The 26149-nt window shown below is 68.1% G+C and carries 21 protein-coding genes; 13 read left to right on the forward strand and 8 right to left on the reverse strand.

The window, feature by feature from the left end; genetic code table 11:
• The first annotated feature begins 204 nt into the window (after nucleotides 1–204).
• From mnmC to HSX14_RS21610, 10 genes are all read left to right on the forward strand, one after another.
• On the forward strand, nucleotides 205–2166 hold the full coding sequence (mnmC, locus tag HSX14_RS21565; protein ID WP_173172250.1) for a bifunctional tRNA (5-methylaminomethyl-2-thiouridine)(34)-methyltransferase MnmC2/FAD-dependent 5-carboxymethylaminomethyl-2-thiouridine(34) oxidoreductase MnmC1: 1962 nt from the start codon (nucleotides 205–207) through the stop codon (nucleotides 2164–2166).
• A gap of 142 nt (nucleotides 2167–2308) precedes the next feature.
• Nucleotides 2309–2575, forward strand: a complete 267-nt coding sequence (locus HSX14_RS21570) for a metal-sensing transcriptional repressor (protein WP_173172248.1) — start codon at nucleotides 2309–2311, stop codon at nucleotides 2573–2575.
• Between the two features lie 25 nt (nucleotides 2576–2600).
• On the forward strand, nucleotides 2601–3140 hold the full coding sequence (locus HSX14_RS21575; RefSeq protein WP_173172246.1) for a rhodanese-like domain-containing protein: 540 nt from the start codon (nucleotides 2601–2603) through the stop codon (nucleotides 3138–3140).
• Nucleotides 3140–3877: a sulfite exporter TauE/SafE family protein gene (locus HSX14_RS21580; protein ID WP_173172244.1), complete on the forward strand. Its 738-nt coding sequence runs from the start codon at nucleotides 3140–3142 to the stop codon at nucleotides 3875–3877. The genes HSX14_RS21575 and HSX14_RS21580 overlap by 1 nt, the downstream gene beginning before the upstream one ends.
• 12 nt (nucleotides 3878–3889) lie before the next feature.
• A complete protein-coding gene (locus HSX14_RS21585; protein WP_173172242.1) occupies nucleotides 3890–4588 on the forward strand; it encodes an MBL fold metallo-hydrolase in 699 nt (232 codons plus the stop codon).
• A gap of 135 nt (nucleotides 4589–4723) precedes the next feature.
• Nucleotides 4724–6493 (forward strand): N-acetylglutaminylglutamine amidotransferase, encoded by a 1770-nt coding sequence (locus tag HSX14_RS21590; protein ID WP_173172240.1) that lies wholly within the window; start codon nucleotides 4724–4726, stop codon nucleotides 6491–6493.
• Between the two features lie 13 nt (nucleotides 6494–6506).
• Nucleotides 6507–8264 (forward strand): N-acetylglutaminylglutamine synthetase, encoded by a 1758-nt coding sequence (gene ngg, locus HSX14_RS21595; protein ID WP_173172238.1) that lies wholly within the window; start codon nucleotides 6507–6509, stop codon nucleotides 8262–8264.
• 41 nt (nucleotides 8265–8305) lie between these two features.
• Nucleotides 8306–9502 (forward strand): osmoprotectant NAGGN system M42 family peptidase, encoded by a 1197-nt coding sequence (locus tag HSX14_RS21600; RefSeq protein ID WP_173172237.1) that lies wholly within the window; start codon nucleotides 8306–8308, stop codon nucleotides 9500–9502.
• 62 nt (nucleotides 9503–9564) lie between these two features.
• Nucleotides 9565–12321: a hybrid sensor histidine kinase/response regulator gene (locus tag HSX14_RS21605; RefSeq protein WP_173172235.1), complete on the forward strand. Its 2757-nt coding sequence runs from the start codon at nucleotides 9565–9567 to the stop codon at nucleotides 12319–12321.
• Between the two features lie 68 nt (nucleotides 12322–12389).
• Nucleotides 12390–12632, forward strand: coding sequence for a YheU family protein (locus tag HSX14_RS21610; protein ID WP_173172233.1), 243 nt, complete (start codon nucleotides 12390–12392; stop codon nucleotides 12630–12632).
• A gap of 45 nt (nucleotides 12633–12677) precedes the next feature.
• On the opposite strand, the gene HSX14_RS21615 is transcribed toward HSX14_RS21610, so the two are convergent.
• The 5 genes from HSX14_RS21615 to HSX14_RS21635 form a co-directional block, all read right to left on the reverse strand.
• Complete coding sequence (locus tag HSX14_RS21615; RefSeq protein ID WP_173172231.1) at nucleotides 12678–13088, reverse strand: VOC family protein; 411 nt, start codon at nucleotides 13086–13088, stop codon at nucleotides 12678–12680.
• Between the two features lie 10 nt (nucleotides 13089–13098).
• Nucleotides 13099–13530 (reverse strand): YciI family protein, encoded by a 432-nt coding sequence (locus HSX14_RS21620; protein WP_173172229.1) that lies wholly within the window; start codon nucleotides 13528–13530, stop codon nucleotides 13099–13101.
• A gap of 300 nt (nucleotides 13531–13830) precedes the next feature.
• Entirely contained in the window at nucleotides 13831–15147 is a 1317-nt protein-coding gene (locus HSX14_RS21625; RefSeq protein WP_173172456.1) for an ATP-binding protein, read from the reverse strand.
• A 53-nt stretch (nucleotides 15148–15200) separates the two neighbouring features.
• A complete protein-coding gene (locus HSX14_RS21630; RefSeq protein WP_173172227.1) occupies nucleotides 15201–15878 on the reverse strand; it encodes a response regulator in 678 nt (225 codons plus the stop codon).
• A 54-nt stretch (nucleotides 15879–15932) separates the two neighbouring features.
• Nucleotides 15933–16538 (reverse strand): outer membrane protein, encoded by a 606-nt coding sequence (locus HSX14_RS21635; protein ID WP_173172225.1) that lies wholly within the window; start codon nucleotides 16536–16538, stop codon nucleotides 15933–15935.
• 429 nt (nucleotides 16539–16967) lie between these two features.
• Between HSX14_RS21635 and HSX14_RS21640 the strand changes: the two genes are divergently transcribed.
• Nucleotides 16968–17687 carry a 4'-phosphopantetheinyl transferase family protein gene (locus tag HSX14_RS21640; protein ID WP_173172223.1) on the forward strand — a complete coding sequence of 240 codons (720 nt, stop codon included), beginning with the start codon at nucleotides 16968–16970 and terminating at the stop codon, nucleotides 17685–17687.
• A gap of 113 nt (nucleotides 17688–17800) precedes the next feature.
• Here the strand turns inward: HSX14_RS21640 and HSX14_RS21645 are convergent, their stop codons facing one another.
• The 3 genes from HSX14_RS21645 to HSX14_RS21655 form a co-directional block, all read right to left on the reverse strand.
• Nucleotides 17801–19420, reverse strand: a complete 1620-nt coding sequence (locus HSX14_RS21645) for an ATP-binding protein (protein ID WP_173172221.1) — start codon at nucleotides 19418–19420, stop codon at nucleotides 17801–17803.
• Nucleotides 19417–19959, reverse strand: a complete 543-nt coding sequence (locus HSX14_RS21650; RefSeq protein WP_173172219.1) for a GNAT family N-acetyltransferase — start codon at nucleotides 19957–19959, stop codon at nucleotides 19417–19419. Before HSX14_RS21650 ends, HSX14_RS21645 begins: the two co-directional genes overlap by 4 nt.
• A 67-nt stretch (nucleotides 19960–20026) precedes the next feature.
• Nucleotides 20027–20752 (reverse strand): response regulator, encoded by a 726-nt coding sequence (locus HSX14_RS21655; protein WP_173172217.1) that lies wholly within the window; start codon nucleotides 20750–20752, stop codon nucleotides 20027–20029.
• A 715-nt stretch (nucleotides 20753–21467) separates the two neighbouring features.
• Here HSX14_RS21655 and HSX14_RS21660 point away from each other — a divergent pair.
• Together HSX14_RS21660 and HSX14_RS21665 are read left to right on the forward strand one after the other, a co-directional pair.
• Nucleotides 21468–24356 carry a ribonucleoside-diphosphate reductase subunit alpha gene (locus HSX14_RS21660; protein WP_173172215.1) on the forward strand — a complete coding sequence of 963 codons (2889 nt, stop codon included), beginning with the start codon at nucleotides 21468–21470 and terminating at the stop codon, nucleotides 24354–24356.
• A 425-nt stretch (nucleotides 24357–24781) separates the two neighbouring features.
• Nucleotides 24782–26038 carry a ribonucleotide-diphosphate reductase subunit beta gene (locus HSX14_RS21665; protein ID WP_111263367.1) on the forward strand — a complete coding sequence of 419 codons (1257 nt, stop codon included), beginning with the start codon at nucleotides 24782–24784 and terminating at the stop codon, nucleotides 26036–26038.
• Nucleotides 26039–26149: the final 111 nt, after the last annotated feature.

Raw genomic sequence — 26149 nt, forward strand, 5'->3', positions numbered from 1 at the left:
TAGCGGAAGACGCAGCGCTGCGGGGTGAAAGATTCGACAGAGTCGCGAGGCACTCCCACGCCGGCACCCACAACGGCCCCTGAGGATCGGGCACTGCTCGCGAAGCCTCCAGCTCCTCGCCCGCCGCCCCGAGCGTCCCCCTGTCGCACGCGCCGCGGCACCGCGATCGGCTACTATTCGCGCTTCGTTCCGCCGGGGTCCTCCATGTCCGATTTCCATCACGCACTGCTCGACTGGGATGAGCAGGGCCAGCCGCTGTCGCGCGAGTTCGACGACGTCTATTTCTCCCCCACCTCGGGCATCGACGAGACCCGCCACGTGTTCCTCGACGGCAACGACCTGCCGCGCCGCTTCGCCGAGCTCGGTGCCGGCGGGCGCCTGGTGGTGGGCGAGACGGGCTTCGGCACCGGGCTCAATTTCCTCTGCACCTGGCAACTCTTCGAGGCGCACGCGCCGGCCGATGCGCGGCTGCACTTCGTCAGCGTCGAGAAATTCCCCCTGGCCCGCGACGACCTGGCCCGCGCCCTGGCGCTGTGGCCGCAGCTGGCACCGTTCGCCGACGCACTGCTGGACCAGTACCGCGCCATCAACCCCGGCTTCCAGCGCCTGCTGTTCGCCAACGGCCGGGTGACGCTGACGCTGCTGGTGGGCGATGCGCTGGCGTGCCTGCCCGAACTGGACGCGCGCATCGACGCCTGGTTCCTCGACGGCTTCGCCCCGGCGAAGAACCCGCAGATGTGGTCCCCCGAACTCTTCGCCCAACTGGCACGGCTCAGCGCGCCGGGCGCCACCCTGGCCACCTTCACCAGCGCCGGGTTCGTGCGTCGCGCGCTCAAGGAGGCGGGCTTCCAGATCCGCCGCGCCCCAGGCTTCGGCAACAAGTGGCACATGAGCCGGGGGCACTTCCTGGGCGAGCCCGCGCCCGCCGCCAAGCCCTGGTTCGCGCGGCCCGCCGCGCATGCCGGCGAGCGCCAGGCCCTGGTGATAGGCGCCGGCCTCGCCGGCTGCGCCAGTGCCGCCAGCCTCGCCGCACGGGGCTGGCAGGTGACCGTGCTGGAGCGCCATGCCGGCGTCGCCGAAGAGGCCTCGGGCAATCCCCAGGGGGTGCTGTACCTCAAGCTCTCCGCCCACGGCACCGCACTGTCGCGGCTGATCGTCAGCGGCTTCGGCCACACCCGCCGCCTGCTCCAGCACCTGCAGCCGGACCAGGACTGGCAAGGCTGCGGCGTCCTGCAACTGGCCTTCGAAGCCAAGGAAGCCGAGCGCCAGCTGCGCCTCGCCGAAGCCTTCCCCGCCAGCCTGCTGCGCCACCTCGACCGCGAGCAGGCCGAAGCCGTCGCCGGCATTCCCCTGCCCGCCGGCGGGCTGTTCTACCCCGAGGCCGGCTGGGTGCACCCACCGGCCCTGTGCCGCTGGCTGGCCGCCCGGCCCGGCATCCGCCTGCTGCCCCACAGTGAGGCCCTGCAATTGCGCCGCGAAAACGGCCGATGGCAGGCCCTGGATGGCGAGCGGGTGATCGCCGAGGCGCCGGTCGCGGTGCTCGCCGGCGCCGCCGAGATCCTGCGCTTTCCCCAGGCCGCCGGGATGCAGCTCAAGCGCATCCGTGGGCAGATCACCCGCCTGCCGGCGACCGAGGGCAGCCGCGCCCTGGCGACCGTGGTCTGCGCCGAAGGCTACGTGGCGCCGGTGCGCAACGACGAGCACACCCTGGGCGCCAGTTTCGACTTCCACAGCCAGGACCTGGCCCCCACCATCGCCGAACATGCCGGCAACCTCGACCTGCTGCGGGAGATTTCCCCCGACCTGGCCGAGCGCCTGCAGGCCGACCGGCTCGACCCCGCCGTGCTCGAAGGCCGCGCCGCCTTCCGCTGCACCACACCCGACTACCTGCCGCTAGTGGGCCCGCTGTGCGATGCCGATGCCTTCGCCGAGGCCTATGCGGTGCTCGGCCGCGACGCGCGCCAGGTGCCGGACGTGCCCGCGCCCTGGCTCGATGGCCTCTACGTCAACAGCGGCCATGGCTCGCGCGGGCTGATCACCGCGCCGCTGGCCGGCGAGCTGCTGGCCGCCTGGCTGGAGGGCGAGCCGCTGCCCGTGCCCCGCGACGTCGCCGAAGCCTGCCACCCCAACCGCTTCCCCCTGCGCCGCCTGGTGCGCGGGCGCTAGCCGCCTGCCGATCCGCCAGGCGGCAACGCGCCGCAGCTGACAACCCGGCGAGCCGCTCCTATACTCCCCCCGGTATAAAACCCAGGGGAGTACCCACCATGCCCATCACCCTCCATCCGCGCCCGGCACGAGCGGTGGCGCCATGAGCGGCCCCACGCCGGAACGCCAGGACGCCATGCTCAAGCGCCTGGCCCGGGTCGAGGGGCAGGTGCGCGGCATCCAGGCGATGATCCGTCGCGGCGAGCCCTGCGAGGCCATCGCGCAGCAGTTCTCGGCCGCCCGCAAGGCACTCGACAAGGCCTACCAGGAGATGCTCGCCTGCCTGGTCGAGGAAACCGTGCTCGACCCGGAGCGCGATGCTGCGGAGACCCTGGCGCGCGTGCGCGCGATCTTCACCAAGTACACCTGACCCATACTCCTGGGGAGTACCCGACATGACCGACGCCATCCGCCTGATCGACGCTCCGCGCTTCGCCGAACTGCACCAGCGGGGAGGCGCCCGCTTCCTCGTCGACGTGCGCAGCCCGGCGGAATACCGCGCCGGGCACATCGCCGGTGCCCGCAACGAACCGCTGGGCAACCTGGACCCCGCCCGCCTGGCCGAGCGCCTGCGCGGCGAAGGCCTCGGCAGCGGCGACGAGCTCTACCTGATCTGCCAGAAGGGCCAGCGTGCGCGCCAGGCGGCCGAGCGCCTGAGCGCCCTGCTGCCGGGCGTGCAGGTGATCGAGGGCGGCACCGATGCCTGCCTGGCCTGCGGCATGCCCCGCGAAGGCAGCGGCGGCGGCCTGGAGTTGCAGCGCCAGGTGCAGATCAGCGCCGGCAGCCTGGTGCTGCTGGGTGTCGTCCTCGGCACCTGGCTGCATCCCGGCTGGTACCTGCTGAGCGGCTTCGTCGGCGCCGGCCTCACCTTCGCCGGGCTGAGCGGGACCTGCGGCCTGGCCCTGGTGCTCGCCCGCATGCCCTGGAACCGCTGATGCTTCTCGAAGCCCTCGCCATCGGCACCTTGCTCGGCCTGCTGCTCGGGTTGACCGGCGCAGGCGGCTCGCTGGTGGCCCTGCCCTTGCTGCTCAGCCTGCACCTGCCGCTGCGCGACGCGGTCGGCGTGAGCCTCGGCGCGGTGGCCCTCACCGCCCTGGTCGGCACCGTGCTGCGCCTGCGCCAGGGCCTGGTGGCCTGGCCCCCGGTGCTGCTGCTCGCCGCCACCGGCCTGCCCGGCAACGCACTGGGCCAGGGGCTCGGGCACTGGGTGCCGGAGGGCCTGCTGATCACCGGCTTCTGCCTGCTGGTGCTGTGGTCCGCCTGGCGCCTGTGGCACGGTGCCCAGCGGCCGCGCGCCGGCACGGGCCCCTTGCGTTACCTGCCGTTGCTGGCCATCGGTCTGGGCGTGGGCGTGTTGTCGGGGTTGATGGGCGTCGGCGGCGGCTTCCTGGTGGTTCCGGCGCTACTCTGGTTCACGCCGCTCTCGGTACTGGCCGCCACCGCTACGTCCATGGCGGTGGTCGTGGTGGTGTCCGGCGGTGGCTTCCTGCTCTACCTGGGGCAGGCCCAGCCCCCGGCGCTGCTGCTCGGTGCCCTGGCAGTCGGCGGCGCGCTCGGCATGCTGGTCGGCAACCGCCTGGCGTACCGCCTGGGCGGACCGGCACTGCAACGCCTGTTCGCGGTGCTGCTGGTGATCACCAGCCTGTCGGTGGCCCTGCAGAAACTGTTCTGAGGAGATTGCACCATGCTGCTGCGCCAACTCTTCGATGCCGAAAGCTCCACCTACACCTACCTGCTCGCCGACGCCGGCGAGGCGGTGCTGATCGACCCGGTGAAGGAACAGCTCGACGCCTACCTGCACCTGCTCGACGAACTCGGGCTGCGCCTGCTGCTGGCGCTCGATACCCACACCCATGCCGACCACATCACCGCCCTGGGCGACCTGCGCGAGGCCACCGGCTGCCAGAGCGGATTCGGCGCCGAAAGCGGCAGCACCTGCGCCAGCTTCACCTTCGCCGACGGCACGCGCCTGCGCTTCGGCGCACGCGAGCTGATCGCCTGGTACACCCCCGGGCACACCGCGGACTCCTACTGCTTCCTGCTGCCCGCCAGCCCCGCCGACGGCACTCCGGCGCGGGTGTTCACCGGCGATACGCTGCTGATCCGCGGCACCGGGCGTACCGACTTCCAGAACGGCGACGCACGCGCCCAGTGGGCCAGCCTGCAGCGCCTGCTGGCGCTGGCCGGCGACACCGAGGTGTGCCCCGGCCACGACTACCGCGGCTGGACGCGTTCGAGCATCGCCGAGGAACGTGCCCACAACCCGCGCCTGCAGGTGGCGGACGCCGAGGCCTATGCGGCGCTGATGGCCAGCCTGCGCCTGCCCAACCCGCGCATGATGGACATCGCCGTGCCCGCCAACCGCGCCTGCGGCCGCCCCTGAAGCGCGCCCCACGGCCGGAAAGCGCCCCTTCCCCTAATAACTATTTGATCTAAACCAACGGCAAAGTTACCGGTCGGACTCTTACTGCCCGCATAAAGCGGGTGGTATCCCCAACGGCAGAACCGGTAAGGAACTATGTGCGGCATTTCTGGAGAGTTACGTTTCGACAAGCGACCCGCCGACCTGGCAGCGGTCGAACGCATAACCCATCACCTCGCCCCTCGCGGCCCCGACGCCTGGGGTTTCCACAGCCAGGGCCCCGTCGCCCTGGGCCACCGCAGGCTGAAGATCATGGACCTGTCCGACGGCTCGGCGCAGCCGATGGTCGAACCCGACCTGGGCCTGGCGATGAGCTTCAACGGCGCCATCTACAACTTCCCCGAGCTGCGTGAAGAGCTGCAGGCCCTCGGTTATCGCTTCCGCTCCGGCGGCGACACCGAGGTGCTGGCCAAGGCCTGGCACGCCTGGGGCAAGGACATGCTGCCCAAGCTCAACGGCATGTTCGCCCTGGGCATCTGGGAGCCGGGCAGCCAGCGCCTGTTCCTGGCCCGCGACCGCCTCGGCATCAAGCCGCTGTACCTGTCGCGTACCGCCAGCCGCCTGCGCTTCGCCTCCAGCCTGCCGGCGCTGCTCAAGGGCGGCGACATCGACGGCACCCTGGACGCCGAGGCGCTCAACCACTACCTCAGCTTCCACGCCGTGGTGCCGGCCCCGCGCACCCTGGTCAAGGGCATCGAGAAGCTGCCGCCGGCCAGCTGGATGATGATCGACGCCGAGGGCAATACCGACCAGGGCACCTGGTGGACCCTCGACTACGGCCACGGCGCCGAGGAAGCCGGGCTGCAGCTGGCCGACTGGCGCGACCTGCTGCTGGGCAGCCTGCGTGACGCCGTATCCGTGCGCCAGCGCGCGGCCCGCGAGGTGGGCGTGCTGCTCTCCGGCGGTGTCGACTCCAGCCTGCTGGTGGGCCTGCTGGCCGAAGCCGGCGTCGAGGACCTGCTGACCTTCTCCATCGGTTTCCAGGATGCCGGCGGCGAACGCGGCGACGAATTCGAATACTCCGACCTCATCGCCCGCCGCTATGGCACCCGCCATCACCAGCTGCGGGTCGGCGAGCACGAGATCATCGAGCAGCTGCCGGCGGCCTTCCGCGCCATGAGCGAGCCGATGGTCAGCCACGACTGCATCGCCTTCTACCTGCTCTCCCGCGAGGTCTCGAAACACTGCAAGGTGGTGCAGAGCGGCCAGGGCGCCGACGAGCTGTTCGGCGGCTACCACTGGTACCCGCCGCTGGCCGACACCACCGACCCCTTCGCCACCTACCGCGCGGCGTTCTTCGACCGCAGCCACGCCGACTACCGCGACACCGTGCAGCCGGGCTGGCTCACCGGGGACGTGGCCGGCGACTTCGTCCGCGAACACTTCGCCCGCCCCGGCGCCGAGGACCCGGTCGACAAGGCCCTGCGCCTGGACAGCACCATCATGCTGGTGGACGACCCGGTCAAACGCGTCGACAACATGACCATGGCCTGGGGCCTGGAAGCGCGGGTGCCCTTCCTCGACTACCGCGTGGTCGAGCTTTCCGCGCGCATCCCCTCGCGCTTCAAGCTGGGCGATGGCGGCAAGCAGGTGCTCAAGGAAGTCGCCCGCCAGGTCATCCCCCACGAGGTGATCGACCGGCCCAAGGGCTACTTCCCCGTGCCCGGCCTCAAGCACCTGCAGGGCAAGACCCGCGACTGGGTGCGCGAACTGCTGCTGGACCCGAGCCAGGATCGCGGCCTGTTCAACACCGCCACCCTCGAACGCCTGCTGGCCAACCCCGGCGAAGACCTGACCCCGCTGCGCGGCTCCAAGCTGTGGCAGATGGCGGCGCTCAACCTCTGGCTCAACGAGCAGGGACTCTAAGGAGAGATTCGCGATGAAATTCTTTACCAGCCAGCAGTACGTGCAGAGCCAGCGTCTGCTGCGCGGCCAGGCGCCCTCCTACGAGCGCCTGCAGGCACGCCTGGCGGAAGAGCACAAGGACGAACAGGCCGAGCAGGTCCAGGTGCTGCATTGCGGCTGGGGCCGCCTGCTGCTGGGCCACACCTACCCGGACCCGGCGAGCCTGGCCCGCGAGCTGCTGGCCGAAAGCCCCGGCGAACGCGACATCGCCCTCTACGTGGCCGCGCCCCAGCAGGTGCTGGCCCAGGCCCCTCAGCAATTGTTCCTCGACCCCTCCGACACCCTGCGCTTATGGTTCACCGACTACCGCCCGGCGCGTCGGGCCTTCAGGGGCTTTCGCATCCGTCGCGCCCACAGCGAGGAGGACTGGCAGGCCATCAGCCAGCTGTACCGCAGCCGCGGCATGCTGCCGGTGGACCAGGATGCGATCACCCCGCGCCACCAGGGCGGCCCGGTGTACTGGCTGGCCGAGGACTCGGCCAGCAACCAGGTGGTCGGCAGCGTGATGGGCCTAAACCACCGCAAGGCCTTCCACGACCCGGAAGGCGGCTCCAGCCTCTGGTGCCTGGCGGTGGACCCGCAATGCAACCGCCCCGGCGTCGGCGAGGCACTGGTGCGCCACCTGATCGAGCACTTCATGAGCCGTGGCCTCGCCTACCTCGACCTCTCGGTGCTGCACGACAACCGCCAGGCCAAGGCGCTGTACTCCAAGCTCGGCTTCCGCGACCTGCCGACCTTCGCCATCAAGCGCAAGAACGGCATCAACCAGCCCCTGTTCCTCGGCCCCGGCCCAGAAGAGGACCTCAACCCCTACGCGCGCATCATCGTCGACGAGGCCCACCGCCGCGGCATCGAGGTGCGCGTCGACGACGCCCGCGCGGGGCTCTTCAGCCTCAGCCAGGGCGGGCGCAGCGTGCGCTGCCGCGAATCGCTGTCGGACATGACCAGCGCCGTCAGCATGACCCTGTGCCAGGACAAGACCCTCACCCACAGCACCCTGGCCCGCGCCGGCCTCAGCCTGCCGGCACAGCGCCTGGCCGGCACGCCGGAGGAGAACGCCGCCTTCCTCGCCGAACATGGCGCCCTGGTGGTCAAGCCGGTGGACGGCGAGCAGGGCAATGGCGTGGCGGTGAACCTGCGCAGCGCCGCCGAGGTGGAAGCGGCCATCGACAACGCCCGGCGCTTCGACAGCCGCGTGCTGCTGGAGAGCTTCCACCAGGGCCACGACCTGCGCATCGTGGTGATCGGCTACGAAGTGGTCGCGGCGGCGATCCGCCGCCCGGCGGAGATCGTCGGCGACGGCCAGCGCAGCATCCGCTCGCTGATCGAGGCGCAGAGCCGCAGGCGCCAGGCCGCCACCGGTGGCGAAAGCCGCATCCCCCTCGACGACGAGACCGAACGCACCCTCAGGGACGCCGGCTACGGCTACGACGACGTGCTGCCCGAGGGCACCCACCTCGCCGTGCGCCGCACCGCCAACCTGCACACCGGCGGCACCCTGGAGGACGTCACCGGCATCCTCCACCCGAGCCTGGGCGAGGCGGCCGTGCGCGCCGCCCGCGCGCTGGGCATCCCGGTGGTGGGGCTGGACCTGCTGGTGCCCGCCGCCGACCAGCCCGACTACGTGTTCATCGAAGCCAACGAGCGGGTCGGCCTGGCCAACCACCAGCCGCAGCCCACCGCCGAGCGCTTCATCGACCTGCTGTTCCCCCTCAGCCAGCCGCTGTCCTGAGCCCCGGGCCCACGGGCCCGGTTTCTCGCCAAGGAGACGCCATGACTGCCAGAAAACTTCCCGAACCGGACATGAACTACCTGCGCCAGGTGCTCCTGGAGATGCTCGCCATCCCCAGCCCCACCGGCTTCACCGACACCATCGTGCGCTACGTCGCCGAGCGCCTGGAGGAGATGGGCATCCCCTTCGAGCTGACCCGTCGCGGCACCATCCGCGCCACCCTGCTGGGCCGGCAGAAGAGCCCCGACCGCGCGGTGGCGGCGCACCTGGACACCATTGGCGGCATCGTCCGCCAGATCAAGGACAACGGCCGCCTGGCCCTGGCCCCGGTGGGCTGCTGGTCCAGCCGCTTCGCCGAAGGCAGCCGCGTCAGCGTGTTCACCGACACCGGGGTGATCCGCGGCAGCGTGCTGCCGCTGCTCGCCTCCGGCCACGCCTTCAATACCGAAGTGGACAGCATGCCGATCAGCTGGGACCACATCGAACTGCGCCTGGACGCCTACAGCTCGACCCGCGCCGACTGCGAGTCCCTCGGCGTGTGCATCGGCGACTTCGTCGCCTTCGACCCGCTGCCCGAGTTCACCGAGAGCGGCCACATCAGCGCCCGCCACCTCGACGACAAGGCCGGCGTCGCCGCGCTGCTCACCGCGCTCAAGGGCATCACCGAGGCCAAGCTGGTGCCGCCCATCGACTGCCACCCGCTGTTCACCATCACCGAGGAGATCGGCTCCGGTTCCGCCGGGGCGCTGCCGTGGGACGTCAGCGAATTCGTCGGCATCGACATCGCCCCGGTCGCCCCCGGCCAGCAGTCCAGCGAGCACGCCGTCAGCGTCGCCCTGCAGGACTCCGCCGGCCCCTACGACTACCACCTCTCGCGGCACCTGCTGAAGCTCGCCGAGAAGAACGTCATACCCGTCCGTCGCGACCTGTTCCGCTACTACCACAGCGATGCCCAGTCGGCGATCGCCGCCGGGCACGACACCCGCGCCGCCCTCCTCGCCTTCGGCTGCGACGCCACCCACGGCTACGAGCGCACCCACATCGACAGCCTGGAAGCCATGACCCGCCTGCTGGGCGCCTACATGATGAGCCCGCCGGTGTTCGCCAGCGACGCCGACGCCGCGCAGAACTCCCTGGAGCCGTTCAGCCATCAGCTGGAACACACCGCGCAGATGGAAAACGACACCCGCGTACCGACTGTCGGAAGTCTCGTCGGCAAGGGCGAAAGCGACGCTTGAAGGCCACCTCACATAAAGGCAAAGTGCCAGGCCACGGGTGATAAAAACAATGGGGTGAAAGGATGCCTCGCCTCTGTCTGGCGCTCTTGCTGTTCTGCCTCACCGGCCAGGTCTGGGCGCTGCAAAGCGCCCCCCTCGACCGCGAGGACCTGCGCCTGTCGCTGAGCCCCTTCATGGGCTACCTGGAAGACCCCGAGGGCAAGCTGCAGCTCGCCGACCTGCGCCAGTTGCCGGACGAAGCCTTCACCCCGGTGCACGGCGAACACGCCAACATGGGCAAGAACAGCTCGGTCTGGTGGTTCAAGGTGCGCCTGGTCAACAGCCGCCAGCACCCGCTGTCGGGCTACCTGGAAGCCAACTACCCGCTGCTCGACCACATCAAGGTCTTCCTCTTCGAGCCCGACGGGCACCTGCAGGAGCAGGAGAGCGGCGACAGCTTCGCCTTCGCCCAGCGCCCGGTGCAGGTGCGCAACTTCTGGTTCCCCCTCGACCTGCAGCCCGGCACCAACACCCTGCTGCTGCGGGTGGAAAGCACCAGCACCATCTTCGTGCCGCTGTTCTTCAGCACCTACGGCGCCAGCGCGGCGGCGCAGGAAAACCTCATGGGGTTCAACGGCGCCTTCTACGGCGTGCTGTTCGCCATGTTCTTCTACAACCTGTTCCTCTACATCTCGCTGCGCGAGTCGGCCTACCTCTGGTACCTGGCCTACAACCTCAACGTCGGCCTGCTGGCCGCCTGCTTCGACGGCATGCTGTTCAAGCTGCTGCCCGAGCACGTGGCCTTCCAGTCGGTGAGCATCTACATCCTCATGTACCTGCACTGCCTCACCGCCGTGCAGTTCAGCCGCCACTTCCTCCACGCCAAGCAGTACTTCCCGCGCCTGGACACGGCGCTGCGGGTGGCGATGCTGGCGACCCTGGCGGTGTTCGTCTCGGCGCCGGCGATCGGCCTGCAGGCCTGGAACATCCTCGCCAGCCTCACCGTCTCGGCCGTCTCGCTGCTGCTGCTCCTGGCCGGCATCTACGTCTGGCGCCGGGGCGTGCGCTACGGCTCCTACTACACCCTGGCCTGGGGCATCCTGCTGTTCGCCTTCATCCAGGCCACCACCGGCTCGCTGGGCGTGGAGGTGCTGGGCATCTTCGGCGCCACGGTGGTGAAGATCGGCGTGACCATCGAGCTGATCACCCTCTCCATCGGCCTCGCCGACCGCATCAACACTCTCAAGGAAGAAGGCTTCCGCTCGCGCCAGGCCGCCGAGCAGGCGCACGTCGAGAGCCGCGCCAAGAGCCGCTTCCTGGCCAAGATGAGCCACGAGATCCGCACCCCGCTCAACGGTGTGCTGGGCATGCTGCAACTGCTCAAGGAAACCCCGCTGGACCGCAGCCAGCGCTTCTACGTCGACACCATCTCCAGCTCCGGCAGCGCCCTGATGGCGGTGATCAACGACATCCTCGACTACGCCCGCATCGAGTCCGGCAAGCTGACCCTGGAACACATCGAGTTCGACCTGGAGCAACTGCTCTCCGATACCCTCAGCCTGTTCACCGCCCAGGCCCTGGACAAGCGCCTGCGCCTCTACATCAGCCTGGAGAGCGGCGTGCCGCGGCGCATCAAGGGGGACCCCACGCGCCTCAAGCAGGTGCTGATGAACCTCTTGAGCAACGCCCTCAAGTTCACCGCCGAGGGCCATGTGGCGCTGAACGTCTGCCGCCGCTCCAACTCCCTGGGCGAGCCGCACCTGATCTTCGCCATCAGCGACAGCGGCATCGGCATCCGCAACGAGGCGCTGTCCCAGCTGTTCGACTCCTTCGCTCAGGGCGACTCCAGCACCACCCGCCGCTACGGCGGCAGCGGCCTGGGCCTGGCCATCAGCAAGGAGCTGGTGGAAATGATGGGCGGGCGCATCGAGGTGCAGAGCACCCCGGGCCAGGGCACCCGCTTCGCCTTCGACATGCCCCTGCAGGAAGGCACCGAGGAAGACGACGAACTGCTGCGCCTGCTCAAGGGCAAGACCGCCCTGCTCACCTCCCTCGACGGCCTCGGCCTCGACGCCCTGAGCCGCCTGCTGGGCCGCTGGGGCATGCGCACCGAGCGCTGCCAGACCCCCGAGCGCCTGCACGAATACCTCGACGATTTCGCCGTGCCGCCGCTGCTGGTGCTGGTGGCGCCCTGGCCGGGCAGCGCCGCGCACTGGCTCGACTCCCTGCGCCCGCGCCTGGAACCGGGGCAGCGCATCCTCCTGCTGTGCCCGCCCGAGCAGTGCCAGAACCTGCCCCAGAGCAACGGCCTGCGCCTGATCGCCATGGCCCAGCCGCTGGCCGTAGTGCCCCTGCGCGAAGCCCTCGGCGACCTCTACCAGGAGCGCCGCCAGGAGCCGCGCCCGATCCTCAGCGAGGCCTTCAGCGACGCGGGTTCGGCGCCCTGCATCCTGGTCGCCGAGGACAACCCGGTGAACCAGCTGGTGGTGCAGGGCTTCCTGCGCAAGCGCGGCTACCGCGTGCGCACCGTGGCCAACGGCGTGGCGGCGGTGAACGAATACGAGCGCGACCCGGCGGGCGTGCAGCTGATCCTGATGGATTGCGAGATGCCGGAAATGGACGGCTTCGAGGCGACCAGGCGCATCCGCCAGTTCGAGCGCAGCCGCCAGCTGCCGGCGGTGCCCATCGTCGCGCTGACCGCGCACATCCTCGACGAACACCGCGACGCCGGCGCCGAGGCCGGCATGGACGACTTCCTCGGCAAGCCGCTGGACAGCGCCCTGCTCTTCGCCACCCTCGACCGCCTGCTGGTGCGCCACGGCCAGGAGCACTCGGCCTGAGGCGACGCCCGCGCATGGCGTCGCGGCGGTCATCGCGCTAGGATCGCCGCCTGCCCCCGAGGTCCATCATGCTGATTCCCCACCACCTGCTCGAAGCCGACACCCTGACCCGCCTGATCGAGGACTTCGTCACCCGCGACGGCACCGACAACGGCGACGAGACCCCGTTGGAAACCCGCGTCGCCCGCGTCCGCCATGCCCTGGAAAAGAAGCAGGCGGTGATCGTCTTCGACCCCGACAGTCAGCAATGCCAGCTGATGCTGCGCAGCGAAGTGCCGAAGGAATTGCTCGAGTCCGGCGAAGACGAGTAGCCCCACGGGGCGGAGCCGGTGCCCGGCCCCGCCCCGTGGCGCGCCTTACCGGTCCTTCTCGCAGTTGACCATCCACGGCACGCCGAAGCGGTCTTCGAACATGCCGAAGCGGGCGGCCCAGAAGGTCGCCTCCAGCGGCATCTGCACCTTGCCACCGGCCGAGAGCGCGGCGAACACGCGCTCGGCTTCCTCGATGGAATCGACGTTGAGCGACACCGAGCAACCGCGGATGCCGTCGTAGGGGTGTTCCGGCGTGGTGTCCGAGGCCATCAGCGACTGGTCGCCGAGGCAAAGGCAGGCGTGGATGGCGCGGTCATGGAACTGCGCGGGCACGTGCTCGGCCGCCGGGGATTCGCCGAAACTCATCACCTGCAGCTCGCCGCCCAGGGTCTGGTGGTAGAACTCGAAGGCCTCGCGGCAGTTGCCGGCGAAGATCAGGTAGGCGTTGATTCGCATGGTCGTCTCCCTACTGCGGCTTGCCGGTGGCCATCTGGGCGCGCTGGCGTTCTTCCTGCTCACGCAGCTCGGGCGTGAATTCGGCGCCGAAGTCCTCGGCGGTGAAGATCTGGCGGATCTCGATGTCCGAGTCCCCGGTCATCGGGTTGGGGCAACGCTTGACCCACTCGATGGCCTTCTCCAGGGATTCCACTTCCCAGATCCAGTAGCCGGCGACCAGCTCGCGGGTCTCGGCGAAGGGGCCGTCGGTCACCGTGCGGCTGCTGCCGGAGAAGGTCACCCGCGCGCCTCGGGAACTGGGGTGCAGCCCTTCGCCCGCCTGCATGATGCCGGCGTCGATCAGCTCCTGGTTGTACGCGCCCATCGCGGCGAGCAGCTCCTCGCTGGGCATTTCGCCGGCTTCGGATTCCTTCGTTGCCTTGACCATCACCATGAATCGCATCGTGTCGCTCCTTCTGTCAGGTTTCATGCCCGCCAGGCTGGCGGTTCTGTCCATTAGTCGAACGGGCTTCGCGGGTTTCGACAGCCCTCGAAAAAAATTTCACGTACATCGAGTGCCGCGTGGATGCACGCGGGCGCGGAGGCGAATCACAGCTTAGTGGGTGTTGGGAATCACGCAGCTGACAGGAGGGTCGGAACGCCGGACGGCGCCCCGTGGATGCGCGATTGGAGCCTCCTGCCAGCGCCGCGAACGTCCACCGCCAGGAAACCAGCCGGATGAGCGGGGAAAACCCGCCACCCTTCAGTGCAACGGCAGGCGGATGCGGAACTCGGCGCCGCCGAGGCTGGAGTCGTCCAGGGCCAGCTCGCCGTCGAAGCTCTCGACGATGTCGCGGACCACGGCGGTGCCGATGCCCTGGCCGGGGTGCTGGGCGTCGAGGCGCTCGCCGCGTTTGAGGATGCGCGCCCGCTGGTCCACCGGCACGCCGGGGCCGTCGTCCTCCACCCGCAGCTCGCAGAAGCCGGCGCCCTGCACGGCGCTGACGCGGATGCGCCCGAGGCACAGGCGGTAGGCGTTCTCCAGCAGGTTGCCGAGCAGCTCCAGCAGCGCGCCCTGCTCCACCGGCACCTCGAGGGCGGGGTCGAAGGCGCGTTCGACCTGCACCTTCTTGTCGCGGTAGACCTTGTCCAGCGCCTCGCAGAGCAGGTCGAGCAGCGGCGCCAGGCGCACGCGGTGGCGCACCAGGCCGCTCTTGCGCAGGGTGGCGCGCTGCAACTGGTAGTCGACCTGCTGGCTCATGCGCTCGATCTGGCTGCGCAGCACGTGCGCCTGCTCGGGGTTGGCCGACTTGTTGATGGTCTCGCTGACGCCCTGCAGCACCGAGAGCGGGGTCTTCAGGCTGTGGGCCAGGTCGTCGAGGGAATTGCGGTAGCGCTCGCGCTGCTGGCGTTCGCTTTCCAGCAGGCGGTTGAGCGAGCCGGTCAGGCGCAGCAGTTCGCGCGGGTGCTCCTCGCTGAGGGAGTCGCGGGCGCCGGCTTCCACCTGGTCCAGCTCCTCGCTGAGCCGGCGCAGGCTGCGAAAGCCCCAGGTGAGGCCGAACCACAGCAGGGTCAGGAGCAGCAGCAGCGCGGCGCCGAGCCAGAGGTAGAGCTGGTGGACGAAGCCGTCGTGCATCACCTGGTAGTCGCTCATCGGCTGCATGGTGACCACGCTGAAGGCGGCGGCCTGGCCGCGCAGCAGGTCGATCTCCACGTCGTAGACGAAGAACTCGCGGCCGCGCGCATCGTGCACGCGGGTGAACTCGTGGCCACGGCCGTCGTAGCGCGGCTCGTAGTGCACGGTCTCGTCGGTGGAGGAGCGTGACTGCCAGACCAGCCGGCCTTCGCTGTCGTAGATGTAGCCGAGCTGGGTGGCGTCGAGGTTGTCGAATTCCTCGTCGGGCAGCTTGTCCGGCATGTCCAGGCGGCCATCGACGATGCGCGCGGCGGCGATCAGGGCACTGGCGTCGGCAGCCAGGCGCTTCTCGATGGCCTGGTCGAGGGCGTAGTCGAAGGCGCTGCGCAGCAGGGGCAGCAGCACCAGCATGAACAGCACCGCGAGCGCCGTGGCGCCCAGCATCAGGCGCAGGCGCAGGGAGAACCCGGCGCGGCGGCGGGGGCCGGCGGCGCGACTCAACGGCAGCGCTCGGTGAACAGGTAGCCCTGGCCGCGCACCGTCTCGATGGGCTTGAAGCCGTGCTCGCCCTCCAGCTTGCGACGGATGCGCCCCACCAGCACCTCGATGACGTTGGGGTCGCGCTCCTCGTCGCCGGGGTAGAGCTGCTCCATCAGCCGCTCCTTGGCCACCACCTGCTGGTGATGGCGCATGAGGTATTCGAGGATGCGGTATTCGTAGGCGGTCAGCGCCATGGGCGCGCCGTCGACCTGCGCCTGCTTGCGGTTGAGGTCGAGCAGCAAGGGGCCGGCCTCGATGGTGGACTGGACGAAGCCCGAGGAGCGCCGCAACAGGGCATTGAGGCGCGCCTCCAGCTCTTCGAACTGGAACGGCTTGACCACGTAGTCGTCGGCACCGGCGGCCAGGCCTTCGACCTTGTCCTGCCAGTTGCCGCGCGCGGTGAGGATGAGGATGGGAAAGACCTTGTCGCTGCTGCGCAGCTGGCGGATGAGGTCCAGGCCGCTCATGCCGGGCAGGCCCAGGTCGATCACCGCCAGGTCGTGGTGGAACTCCTTGGCGCGGTACAGCGCCTCTTCGGCATCGGCCACCGCGTCGACCACATGCCCCTGCTCGCCGAGGCGCGTATGGAGGTGATGGCGCAGCAGCGCCTCGTCTTCCACAACCAGCAATTTCATCTGCATTTCCTCAGGCAAGGGCCGGGCACTGGGCCCGGCCGTGCGTGGCACTGGTCAGAACTTGTAGCTGGCGCCCAGGTAGGCCTGCGAGCTGCTGTGCAGGTCCAGCGAGCCGAGCTTGTCGCCGCCGTGGGGCGCGACTTCGGTACTGGCGTTGGTGCGCAGGTAACGATAGCCGGCCTCGATGGAGGTGTTCTTGTTCAGCTGCTGGAGGATACCGGCCTGCAGGCCCGCTGCGTAGCCGATGTCGCTGTCGCGGCGCATGCCGGTGCCGTCCTGCTCCAGCTTGACCAGGCCCAGGGTGGCACCACCGAACAGCTTGGTGTTGTTGTCACCCAGGGGCAGGAAGACGTCGTAGCTGCCGAGCAGGTTCTGCTGGCGCAGCTTGTTGCCGCGGTCGGTGTCCGAGAAGTTCTCGTAGGTGGCGTAGTAGCGGCCGTTGTCATCCATCTGGCCGGCGCGCACGCCCCAGGTCCCGGTCTTGTGGATCACCTTGTCCAGGCTCGGGTCACCGAGGTTGGCGTTGAGCGCCGAGGAGTTCTGGATGTTGTTGTTGGTCTGGCCCCAGGTGAGGCCGATGAACGGGTCGGCGGCCTGGGCGGACGCAGCGGCGAAGGTCAGGCCGGCGGCGATGAAGAGGGGGTTCAGGATGGCTTTCATGAGGCGTTCCTCCGATGGATTTCGATTCGTGCTTGAACACGGGAGCCATCTTGCCGGCGGGGCACTGAACAGCCCCTGAACCCTCTCTGAACCTCGGCTGAACGATCTGGAATGGACGCAAGGACGCGCGCGGGGTTCGGCACACACCGTCATCCCCGCGAACGCAGGGACCCACTGGATGCGCCGCCCCGGGGCAAAAAAAAACGGGAGCCCCCACAAGGGCTCCCGTTCTCGATTCAGAGAAAACGCCCGGAGTCGACCAGTGGCCAGGACTCCAAGCTACAACCTCACCTGCGTTCCAGAAGAAACGCGACGCTAGTCTGGCAAATAGGCCGCCAGGCATCCGTTTAGCTTTGGTAACCCGATTGCAAACATATGTAACCGGCGCGGGCGCTGGCTCCCGTCGGGCCGGCACGGCAAAATGCGCCCATGACGCCTACCCTCCCCGCTTTCTGCACCCCGCTGGATGCCGATTGGCCCTTCGCCACCGCGCTGCCCGGCATCGCCCTGCGCGCCTGTCGCTTCGACCCGGCGCAGCTCGCCGACCATGACTTCGACCGTTGCGCCATCGCGGCGCCCGCCAATATCCAGCGCTCGGTGGCCAAGCGCCGCGCCGAGTACCTCGCCGGCCGCCTCTGTGCCCGCGCGGCGCTGCTGCCGCTGACCGGCCGGGCGGAGGTGCCGGGCACGGGCGAGGACCGCGCGCCGCTCTGGCCGCCGGGCATCAGCGGCTCCATCACCCACGGCGCCGGCTGGGCTGCGGCCCTGGTGGCGCGCAAGGCGGACTGGCGCGGCCTGGGCCTGGACATGGAGCAACGCCTGGAAACCGGGCGCGCCCTGCGCCTGGCCGAGGAGATCCTCACCCCCGCCGAGCTGCAACGCCTCGCCCTGCTTCCCGCCGAAGAACAGGCCGAGCGCGTGACCCTGACCTTCTCCCTCAAGGAAAGCCTGTTCAAGGCGCTCTACCCGCTGGTGGGCAAGCGCTTCTACTTCCACGACGCCGAGCTGCTGGCGGTGGACGACAGCGCACGGACGGCACGCCTCGGGCTGCTGATCGACCTGGCTGGCGAGTGGATGACGGGCAGCGAGCTGGAGGGGCATTTCCAGCTGTATGACGACCGGCTGCTGAGCCTGGTGGCGGTGCGCTGATCAGCGCCTGAGCACCCGTAGGTTGGCGCCGAGCGCAGCGAGGCCCAACGGTGCAATGCCCGACCTCGCTGCGTTGGGCTTCGTGCCTCAGCCCAACCTACGGGACTTCTTTCCTACGGCGGTAAATCCCCATCGCCCTGGCGGCGGGGCCAGACCAGGCTGAAGCGCGCGCCACCGAGGGTGTCGCTGCGACCGATCTGCGCGCGGCCGGCGTGCCAGTAGATGATCCGCCGCACGATGGAGAGCCCCAGGCCATGGCCGCCGGAGGCGCGGGTGCGGCTGTCGTCGAGGCGCAGGAAGGGGGTGAAGATGCGCTCCCAGTGGCTTTCCGGCACGCCGGGGCCGTCGTCCTCGACATCGATACGGCAGCGCTTGTGGCCGATCTGGTAGCTCAGCCGCACCCGCGCTTCGGCGTGGCGCATGGCGTTGCTCACCAGGTTCTGCAGGGCGCGGTGCAGGTAGCGCGGCTCGGCCTCGACCCAGGCACCCTCGCCGCTCGCGGTGAGGCACTGGCCGCGCTCCACGCGCACGGCGACGCGCAGCGGGGCGAGCTCGGCGATCACCTGGTCGAACAGTGCATCGAGGTCCACGCGCTGGAAGTTCAGCGCCGGCGTGCCCTGCTCCAGGCGGGCGTAGGTCAGCATCTCGTCCACCAGCTTGTCGAGCTCCTGGATGTCGCCGTCCATGCCCTCCATGTACTTGCGCCGGGCGCTCTCGGTCTCCGCGTCGGCGATCATCTCCAGGCCGAAGCGCAGGCGCGCCACCGGCGTGCGCAACTCGTGGGAGACCGCGCGCACCAGCTCGCGCTGCACCGACAGCAGTTGCTGCAACTGCTCGGCCATGCCGTTGAACGCGGCCGCCAGGCGCCCCACCGAGTCGGCGCCCCTGGCCGGCACGCGGGCGTCCAGCTTGCCGTGGGCGATCCGCGTGGCCGCCGCCTCCAGCCCCAGCAGGCGGCGCTCCAGCTGGCGCACCAGCAGGTAGATGGTGAGGCCGATGAAGCTCAGGCCGAGCAGGCCGATCAGCACCAGCAGCTCCGGCGGGTAGGGGTTCATCAGGTACAGCGGGCCGATCTCCAGCACCCAGGGCGTGTCGACGATGCCGGCGAAGATGCGCACCGAATCGCCGCCCTTGCCCAGGGCCATCACCGTGTCGCCCTCGTCCACACGGCGACGCTGGTCTTCATCGAGGTCGGCGTCCTTGAGGGTGATCAGGTGCAGGTCGAAGCCGAACTGCTTGCCCTCCTTCAATGCCGCCAGGCGCTGGGGCTGCTCGCGCACCGGGAAGCGCACCAGCTCGTCGATCAGCAGGTAGACGGTGGCGCGCGCCAGCTGCTCGCTGATCTGCTGCACCTCGCCGGTGAGCACCAGGTGCTCCTGCTCGCTCACCAGGCTGTAGACCTTGGCGGCGTGGGGGCCGGTCTGCTCCACCAGCACCTGCTTGCGCAGCACGCGGCTGCGCACGCCGCTGTCGAGGCGGTCCTCGTCCAGGTCCTGCAGCGCCAGGGGGATGCCCATCAGCCGGCTCCAGAGCACCAGGGCGCGGCGCCGCTCGATGGCGGTCATGGGTTCGAGGTTGTCGGACATCAGGCGGAAGGTGCCGCGCGCCAGGCTCTCGCGGTACTGGTCGGCGCGCACCTCGTTGACCTGGTGGAAGGTGAACACGCCCAAAAGCGCGACCAGCACCAGGGTGATCAGCAGCCCGCCGTAGATGCGCAGGAAGATCGAGTTCATCGCCGCTCCCCGGGGCGGTCGAGCAGGCCGAAGCAATCCAGGCTGAGGTAGCGGCCGTCCTTGTACTCGCACTCGCGGCGCACGCCTTCGTGGACGAAGCCCAGGCGTCGCAGCAGGCCGCTGCTGGCCGCGTTGTCGGTGTCCACCACCGCCTCGATGCGGTGCAGGCGCATGGCGTCGAAGCCGTGGCCGATCGCCGCCTCCAGGCATTCGCGCATCACCCCGCCGCGCCAGTGCTCGGGCATCAGCCAGTAGCCGAGCTCCGCGCGGCGATGGCCGTGGTCCCAATCGTGGTAACCACAGGCGCCGAGCAGGTGCTGGGGATCATCGCGGTTGCAGATGCCCCACCAGATGCCGGTGCGCTCACGAACCAGCGAGCGGTACCAGTCCATCTGCACCCGGGTGGCCTCCAGGCTGTCGTAGGAGACGCCGTAGTAACGGATCACATCCGGGTGGGAGAGGCCCAGGAAGATGGCGCGGGTATCGGCCGGGCCAATCTCCCGCAGGCGGAATCGGGTGGTTTCGAGGGTGGGGAACATGGCGCTCTCGGCTGGACGATGGGCACCGTCATCCGAAGCCGGGCGGCACCGCATCCTTATATAGGGTTCAAAGCAGGCCTTCGGCCGCCTCCCTGACGAAAAGATAGCCCTTGCTGCGCACCGTCTTGATCAGGCGCGGGTGCATGGGGTCGTCGCCGATCTTCGGGCGGATGCGCGAGATGCGCACGTCGATGGAACGGTCCTGGCCGTCGTACTCGATGCCGCGCAGGGCGTTGAAGATCTCCTCGCGCGAGAGGATGCGCCCGGCGTTGGCCGCCAGCAGCCAGAGCAGGTCGAACTCGGCGCTGGTCAGCTCGATGCTGCGCTCGTTGAGCCACGCCTCGCGCATGGCGTTGTCGATCACCAGCGGGCCGAACTCCAGGCGCCGCACGTTCTCCTCGACGGGCTCGGACAGGCCGCCCTCGCTGCGCCGCAGCAGCGCGCGGATGCGCGCCAGCAGCACGCGCGGGCGCACCGGCTTGCACACGTAGTCATCGGCGCCCATCTCCAGGCCCAGCACCTGGTCCATGTCGTCGGTGCGCGCGGTGAGCATGAGGATGGGGCCGTCATAGCGGCCACGGACCTTGCGGCAGATGGACAGGCCATCCTCGCCGGGCAGCATCAGGTCGAGCACCACAAGGTCGGGCTGCTCCTTGAGAATGCGCGCCACGGCCTGGCCACCATCGGACTCGATGGCCACTTTCAGGCCGTTGCCCTCGAGGTATTCCCGGGTCAGCTCGGCCAGTCGTTGGTCGTCCTCGACGATGAGGATGCGCCAGGATTCTTGCTCCACCACGTACTCCTAATAGACTGCATCAAGGCCGTGAAACCGGGCGGCATTGTAGCAACGCACCGCATTCTGCACAGTGCATGCCAAAAGCCCTACAAAACACTAGATATTGTGTTAGCTTGCGCACAGCCCGACATCCTCGGAACAGCCCGTTCCAGAGTGTCGCAGCCGCGACGAACGGCGTACGCCAGGCCCCACGAGGGCTACCGCAAACTCTCCCCGCCTCACCCACAATTCACCCACAAGTTATCCACAGCTTTTCCAGTTCCCCTCACCTTGCAATACCCCCAAGAGCGCATTATCTTGTACCCCCATCACGCCAGACCCCTACATATTGGGTTTGGCTAGATCACGGGACACAATCAGAATCAAGCACGAAATGCCTTTTTCCAGGCTTCGAACCCCGTGATCCATTAGGAGTCCAACCCGCTGCGCGGCCCCGGCCGACAGTGCCGGCCCGGGACACGAATGACGTGACTGGAACCGGAAGAAAGGTGTACCACCCCAGGGTGACGCACCACTAGGTATTGTGTTTGTCGCTGCGCCTTAACACAGCGACCTTAGACTTGCTGGGCCAGGGAGGCATTCGAGTCCCCTGCCCTTCCTGCCTTGTAGTAAGCGCCACGAACCCGGCCCCGGCCGAGCCAGCGGCGTTTGTAAAACGGAATGACGGACGCTCACGCGCCCGACTCAACAAATAGAGAACATGGAGACCCCCATGCAGACCGAAACCACTCGCGAGAACCCGCAGGCCAACGCGCCGCAGGCAGCCGATTCCACCCAGGATCTGGCCGCCACCGCGCCCGGCCAGCTGCGCGTGATCAAACGCAACGGTACCGTCGTGCCCTACACCGACGACAAGATCACCGTTGCCATCACCAAGGCGTTCCTCGCCGTGGAAGGCGGTACTGCCGCTGCCTCTTCGCGTATCCATGAAACCGTCGCGCGCCTGACCGAACAGGTCACCGCCACCTTCAAGCGTCGCATGCCCTCGGGCGGCACCATCCACATCGAAGAGATCCAGGACCAGGTCGAACTGAGCCTGATGCGCGCCGGCGAGCAGAAAGTCGCCCGCGACTACGTCCTGTACCGCGAATCCCGCGCCCAGGCCCGCAAGAGCGGCGCCGCCGAGATCGCCCAGCCGCACCCGAGCATCCGCGTGACCCGCGCCGACGGCAGCGTCGTTCCGCTCGACCTGGGCCGCCTCAACACCATCATCAGCGAAGCCTGCGAAGGCCTGGCCGAAGTCGATGGCGCCCTGATCCAGCGCGAAACCCTGAAGAACCTCTACGACGGCGTGGCCGAGAAAGACGTCAACACCGCCCTGGTGATGACCGCCCGCACCCTGGTAGAGCGCGAGCCGAACTACTCCTACGTCACCGCCCGCCTGCTGATGGACACCCTGCGTGCCGAAGGCCTGGGCTTCCTCGGCGTGGCCGAGAGCGCCACCCACCACGAGATGGCCGAGCTGTACGCCAAGGCCCTGCCGGCCTACGTCGAGAAAGGCGCCGAGTTCGAGCTGCTCGACCCGCAACTGAAGACCTACGACCTGGAGAAACTGGGCCGCGCGCTTAACCACGAGCGTGACCAGCAGTTCACCTACCTGGGCCTGCAGACCCTGTACGACCGCTACTTCATCCACAAGGACGGCATCCGCTTCGAACTGCCGCAGATCTTCTTCATGCGCGTGGCCATGGGCCTGGCCATCGAAGAGAAGAAGGACCGTGAAGAGCGCGCCATCGAGTTCTACAACCTGCTGTCGTCCTTCGACTACATGAGCTCCACCCCGACCCTGTTCAACGCCGGCACCCTGCGTCCGCAGCTCTCCAGCTGCTACCTGACCACCGTCCCGGATGACCTGTCGGGCATCTACAGCGCCATCCACGACAACGCCATGCTGTCCAAATTCGCCGGTGGCCTGGGCAACGACTGGACCCCGGTCCGCGCGCTGGGCTCCTACATCAAGGGCACCAACGGCAAGTCCCAGGGCGTCGTGCCCTTCCTGAAAGTGGTGAACGACACCGCCGTCGCCGTGAACCAGGGTGGCAAGCGCAAGGGCGCCGTCTGCGCGTACCTCGAAACCTGGCACATGGACATCGAAGAGTTCATCGAGCTGCGCAAGAACACCGGTGACGACCGCCGCCGTACCCACGACATGAACACCGCGAACTGGATTCCGGACCTGTTCATGAAGCGCGTATTCGACGACGGTCCCTGGACCCTGTTCTCCCCGTCCGACGTGCCCGACCTGCACGACCTGACCGGCAAGGCCTTCGAAGAGCGCTACGAGTACTACGAAGCCATGGCCGGCTACGGCAAGATCAAGCTGCACAAGACCATCGCCGCCAAGGACCTCTGGCGCAAGATGCTCTCCATGCTCTTCGAGACCGGCCACCCGTGGCTGACCTTCAAGGACCCGTGCAACCTGCGCAGCCCGCAGCAGCACGTGGGCGTGGTCCACAGCTCCAACCTGTGCACCGAGATCACCCTGAACACCAACAAGGACGAAATCGCCGTGTGCAACCTGGGTTCCGTGAACCTGGTGAACCACATCGTCGACGGCAAGCTGGACACCGCCAAGCTCGCCAAGACCGTCAAGACCGCCGTACGCATGCTCGATAACGTCATCGACATCAACTACTACTCGGTCCCGCAGGCGAAGAACTCCAACCTCAAGCACCGCCCGGTCGGCCTCGGCATCATGGGCTTCCAGGACGCGCTGTACCTGCAGCACATCCCCTACGGTTCCGACGCCGCCATCGACTTCGCCGACAAGTCCATGGAAGCCATCAGCTACTACGCCATCCAGGCGTCGTGCGACCTGGCCGACGAGCGCGGTTCCTACGAGACCTTCGACGGCTCGCTGTGGAGCAAGGGCATCCTGCCGCTGGACTCCCAGCAGATCCTCATCGAGGCCCGTGGCCAGAAGTACATCGACGTCGACCTGACCGAGTCCCTCGACTGGGCCCCGGTGCGCGAGCGCGTACAGAAAGGCATCCGCAACTCCAACATCATGGCCATCGCACCGACCGCCACCATCGCCAACATCACCGGCGTATCGCAGTCGATCGAACCGACCTACCAGAACCTGTACGTGAAATCGAACCTCTCCGGCGAATTCACCGTGATCAACCCCTACCTGGTTCGCGACCTCAAGGCCCGCGGCCTGTGGGACCCGGTCATGGTCAACGACCTGAAGTACTACGACGGCTCCGTGCAGCAGATCGAACGCATCCCGCAGGACCTCAAGGACCTGTACGCCACCGCGTTCGAAGTGGAAACCAAGTGGATCGTCGACGCCGCCAGCCGTCGCCAGAAGTGGATCGACCAGGCCCAGTCCCTGAACCTCTACATCGCCGGCGCCTCGGGCAAGAAACTCGACGTCACCTACCGCATGGCTTGGTACCGTGGCCTGAAAACCACCTACTACCTCCGTGCCCTGGCTGCCACCAGCACCGAGAAGTCCACCATCAACACCGGCAAGCTCAACGCGGTTTCCTCCGGTAGCGATGAAGGCTTCAGCGCAGCGCCCGCCGCCGCGCCGGTACCGGCACCCGTGCCGCAAGCCTGCTCCATCGACAACCCCGACTGCGAAGCCTGTCAGTAACGGTCCGCGGAGCGGCCATCGCGTTGTTGGCCACCAGGCCGGCCCCCATCACGTACAGCCGTACGCTCAGGGGCTCCGGCCTGGCAGCCGCCTAGCGCTGACTCGCACCGAGAACCGTTAAGGCTGGATCGCAGTAGCCCTCTCCTCTCCCCCTCCGGGAGAGGTCAGGGAAGCAGTAACGGCACCACCGAATTTCATGGCCGCTCCCTTATAGAGAGAAGCCACACGCGCAGGCCCAGGCCGCGCAGCAAGACCGAGCACCGTCAACCGCGAATGCGGCATCCACTGGGCAGCTGACACAGACGCCCGTGACCAGGCCCCGGCGGACAAGCAGTTCGGCAGTAGAAAGCTTCAGCGTGCACACACCCACGCACCAATTACCCAGGCCGGCAGAGAACGGCCGAACCAACCAGGAGAGAGGACAGATGCTCAGCTGGGACGAATTCGACAAAGAAGACGCCGCCGCACCCGCCGCCGCCCAACCCAACGCCGCGACCAACGCCGCAGCCGCTGCCGGCGCCGACAAGCTCGATGACGAGGCCGCCGGCTCCGTACAGGACGCCCGCGCCGTATCCGCCGCTGACTCCGACGCCGTCGCCCGCGCCAAGAAGGCCCTCGACGCCCTCGACATCCAGGAAGGCCTGGACGACCTCGAAGGCGCCTCCGCGCGCGTACAGGTCGGCGACAAGCAGATGATCAACGCCCGCGCCGACCTCAACCAGCTCGTACCCTTCAAGTACGACTGGGCCTGGCAGAAGTATCTGGATGGTTGCGCCAACCACTGGATGCCGCAGGAAGTGAACATGAACGCCGACATCGCTCTGTGGAAGAGCAAGGACGGCCTCAGCGAAGACGAGCGCCGCATCGTCATGCGCAACCTCGGCTTCTTCTCCACCGCCGACTCCCTGGTTGCCAACAACCTGGTGCTCGCCGTCTACCGCCTGATCACCAACCCCGAATGCCGCCAGTACATCCTGCGCCAGGCCTTCGAGGAAGCGATCCACACCCACGCCTACCAGTACTGCATCGAATCGCTGGGCATGGACGAGGGCGAGATCTTCAACATGTACCACGAGATCCCGAGCGTCGCTAAGAAGGCGTCCTGGGGCCTCAAGTACACCCGCTCCATCTCCGACCCCGAGTTCAAGACCGGCACCCCGGAGACCGACCGCCAGTTCCTGCGCAACCTCATCGCCTACTACTGCGTACTGGAAGGCATCTTCTTCTACTGCGGCTTCACCCAGATCCTCTCCATGGGCCGCCGCAACAAGATGACCGGCACCGCCGAGCAGTTCCAATACATCCTGCGCGACGAATCCATGCACCTGAACTTCGGCATCGACGTGATCAACCAGATCAAGATCGAAAACCCGCACCTGTGGGATGCCGCCATGAAGGACGAAGCCACCCAGATGATCCTCCAGGGCACCCAACTGGAAATCGAATACGCACGCGACACCATGCCGCGCGGCGTACTGGGCATGAACGCCGCGATGATGGAGGACTACCTCAAGTTCATCGCCAACCGCCGCCTCACCCAGATCGGCCTGAAAGAGGAATACCCGGGCACCACCAACCCGTTCCCCTGGATGAGCGAGATCATGGACCTGAAGAAAGAGAAGAACTTCTTCGAAACTCGCGTCATCGAGTACCAGACTGGCGGTGCGCTGAGCTGGGATTGATTCCGGGTCGAACCATTAGGAACACATAAAACGCTTCAACCTGATACGGATTTTCGGGGTAGCGAAGAAAGACGAAGCCCCGCCTTGTGCGGGGTTTTTTTTGAGGAAAAA

Origin of the sequence: Pseudomonas tohonis (genome assembly GCF_012767755.2) — a bacterium.
Taxonomy (GTDB): Bacteria; Pseudomonadota; Gammaproteobacteria; order Pseudomonadales; family Pseudomonadaceae; genus Metapseudomonas; species Metapseudomonas tohonis.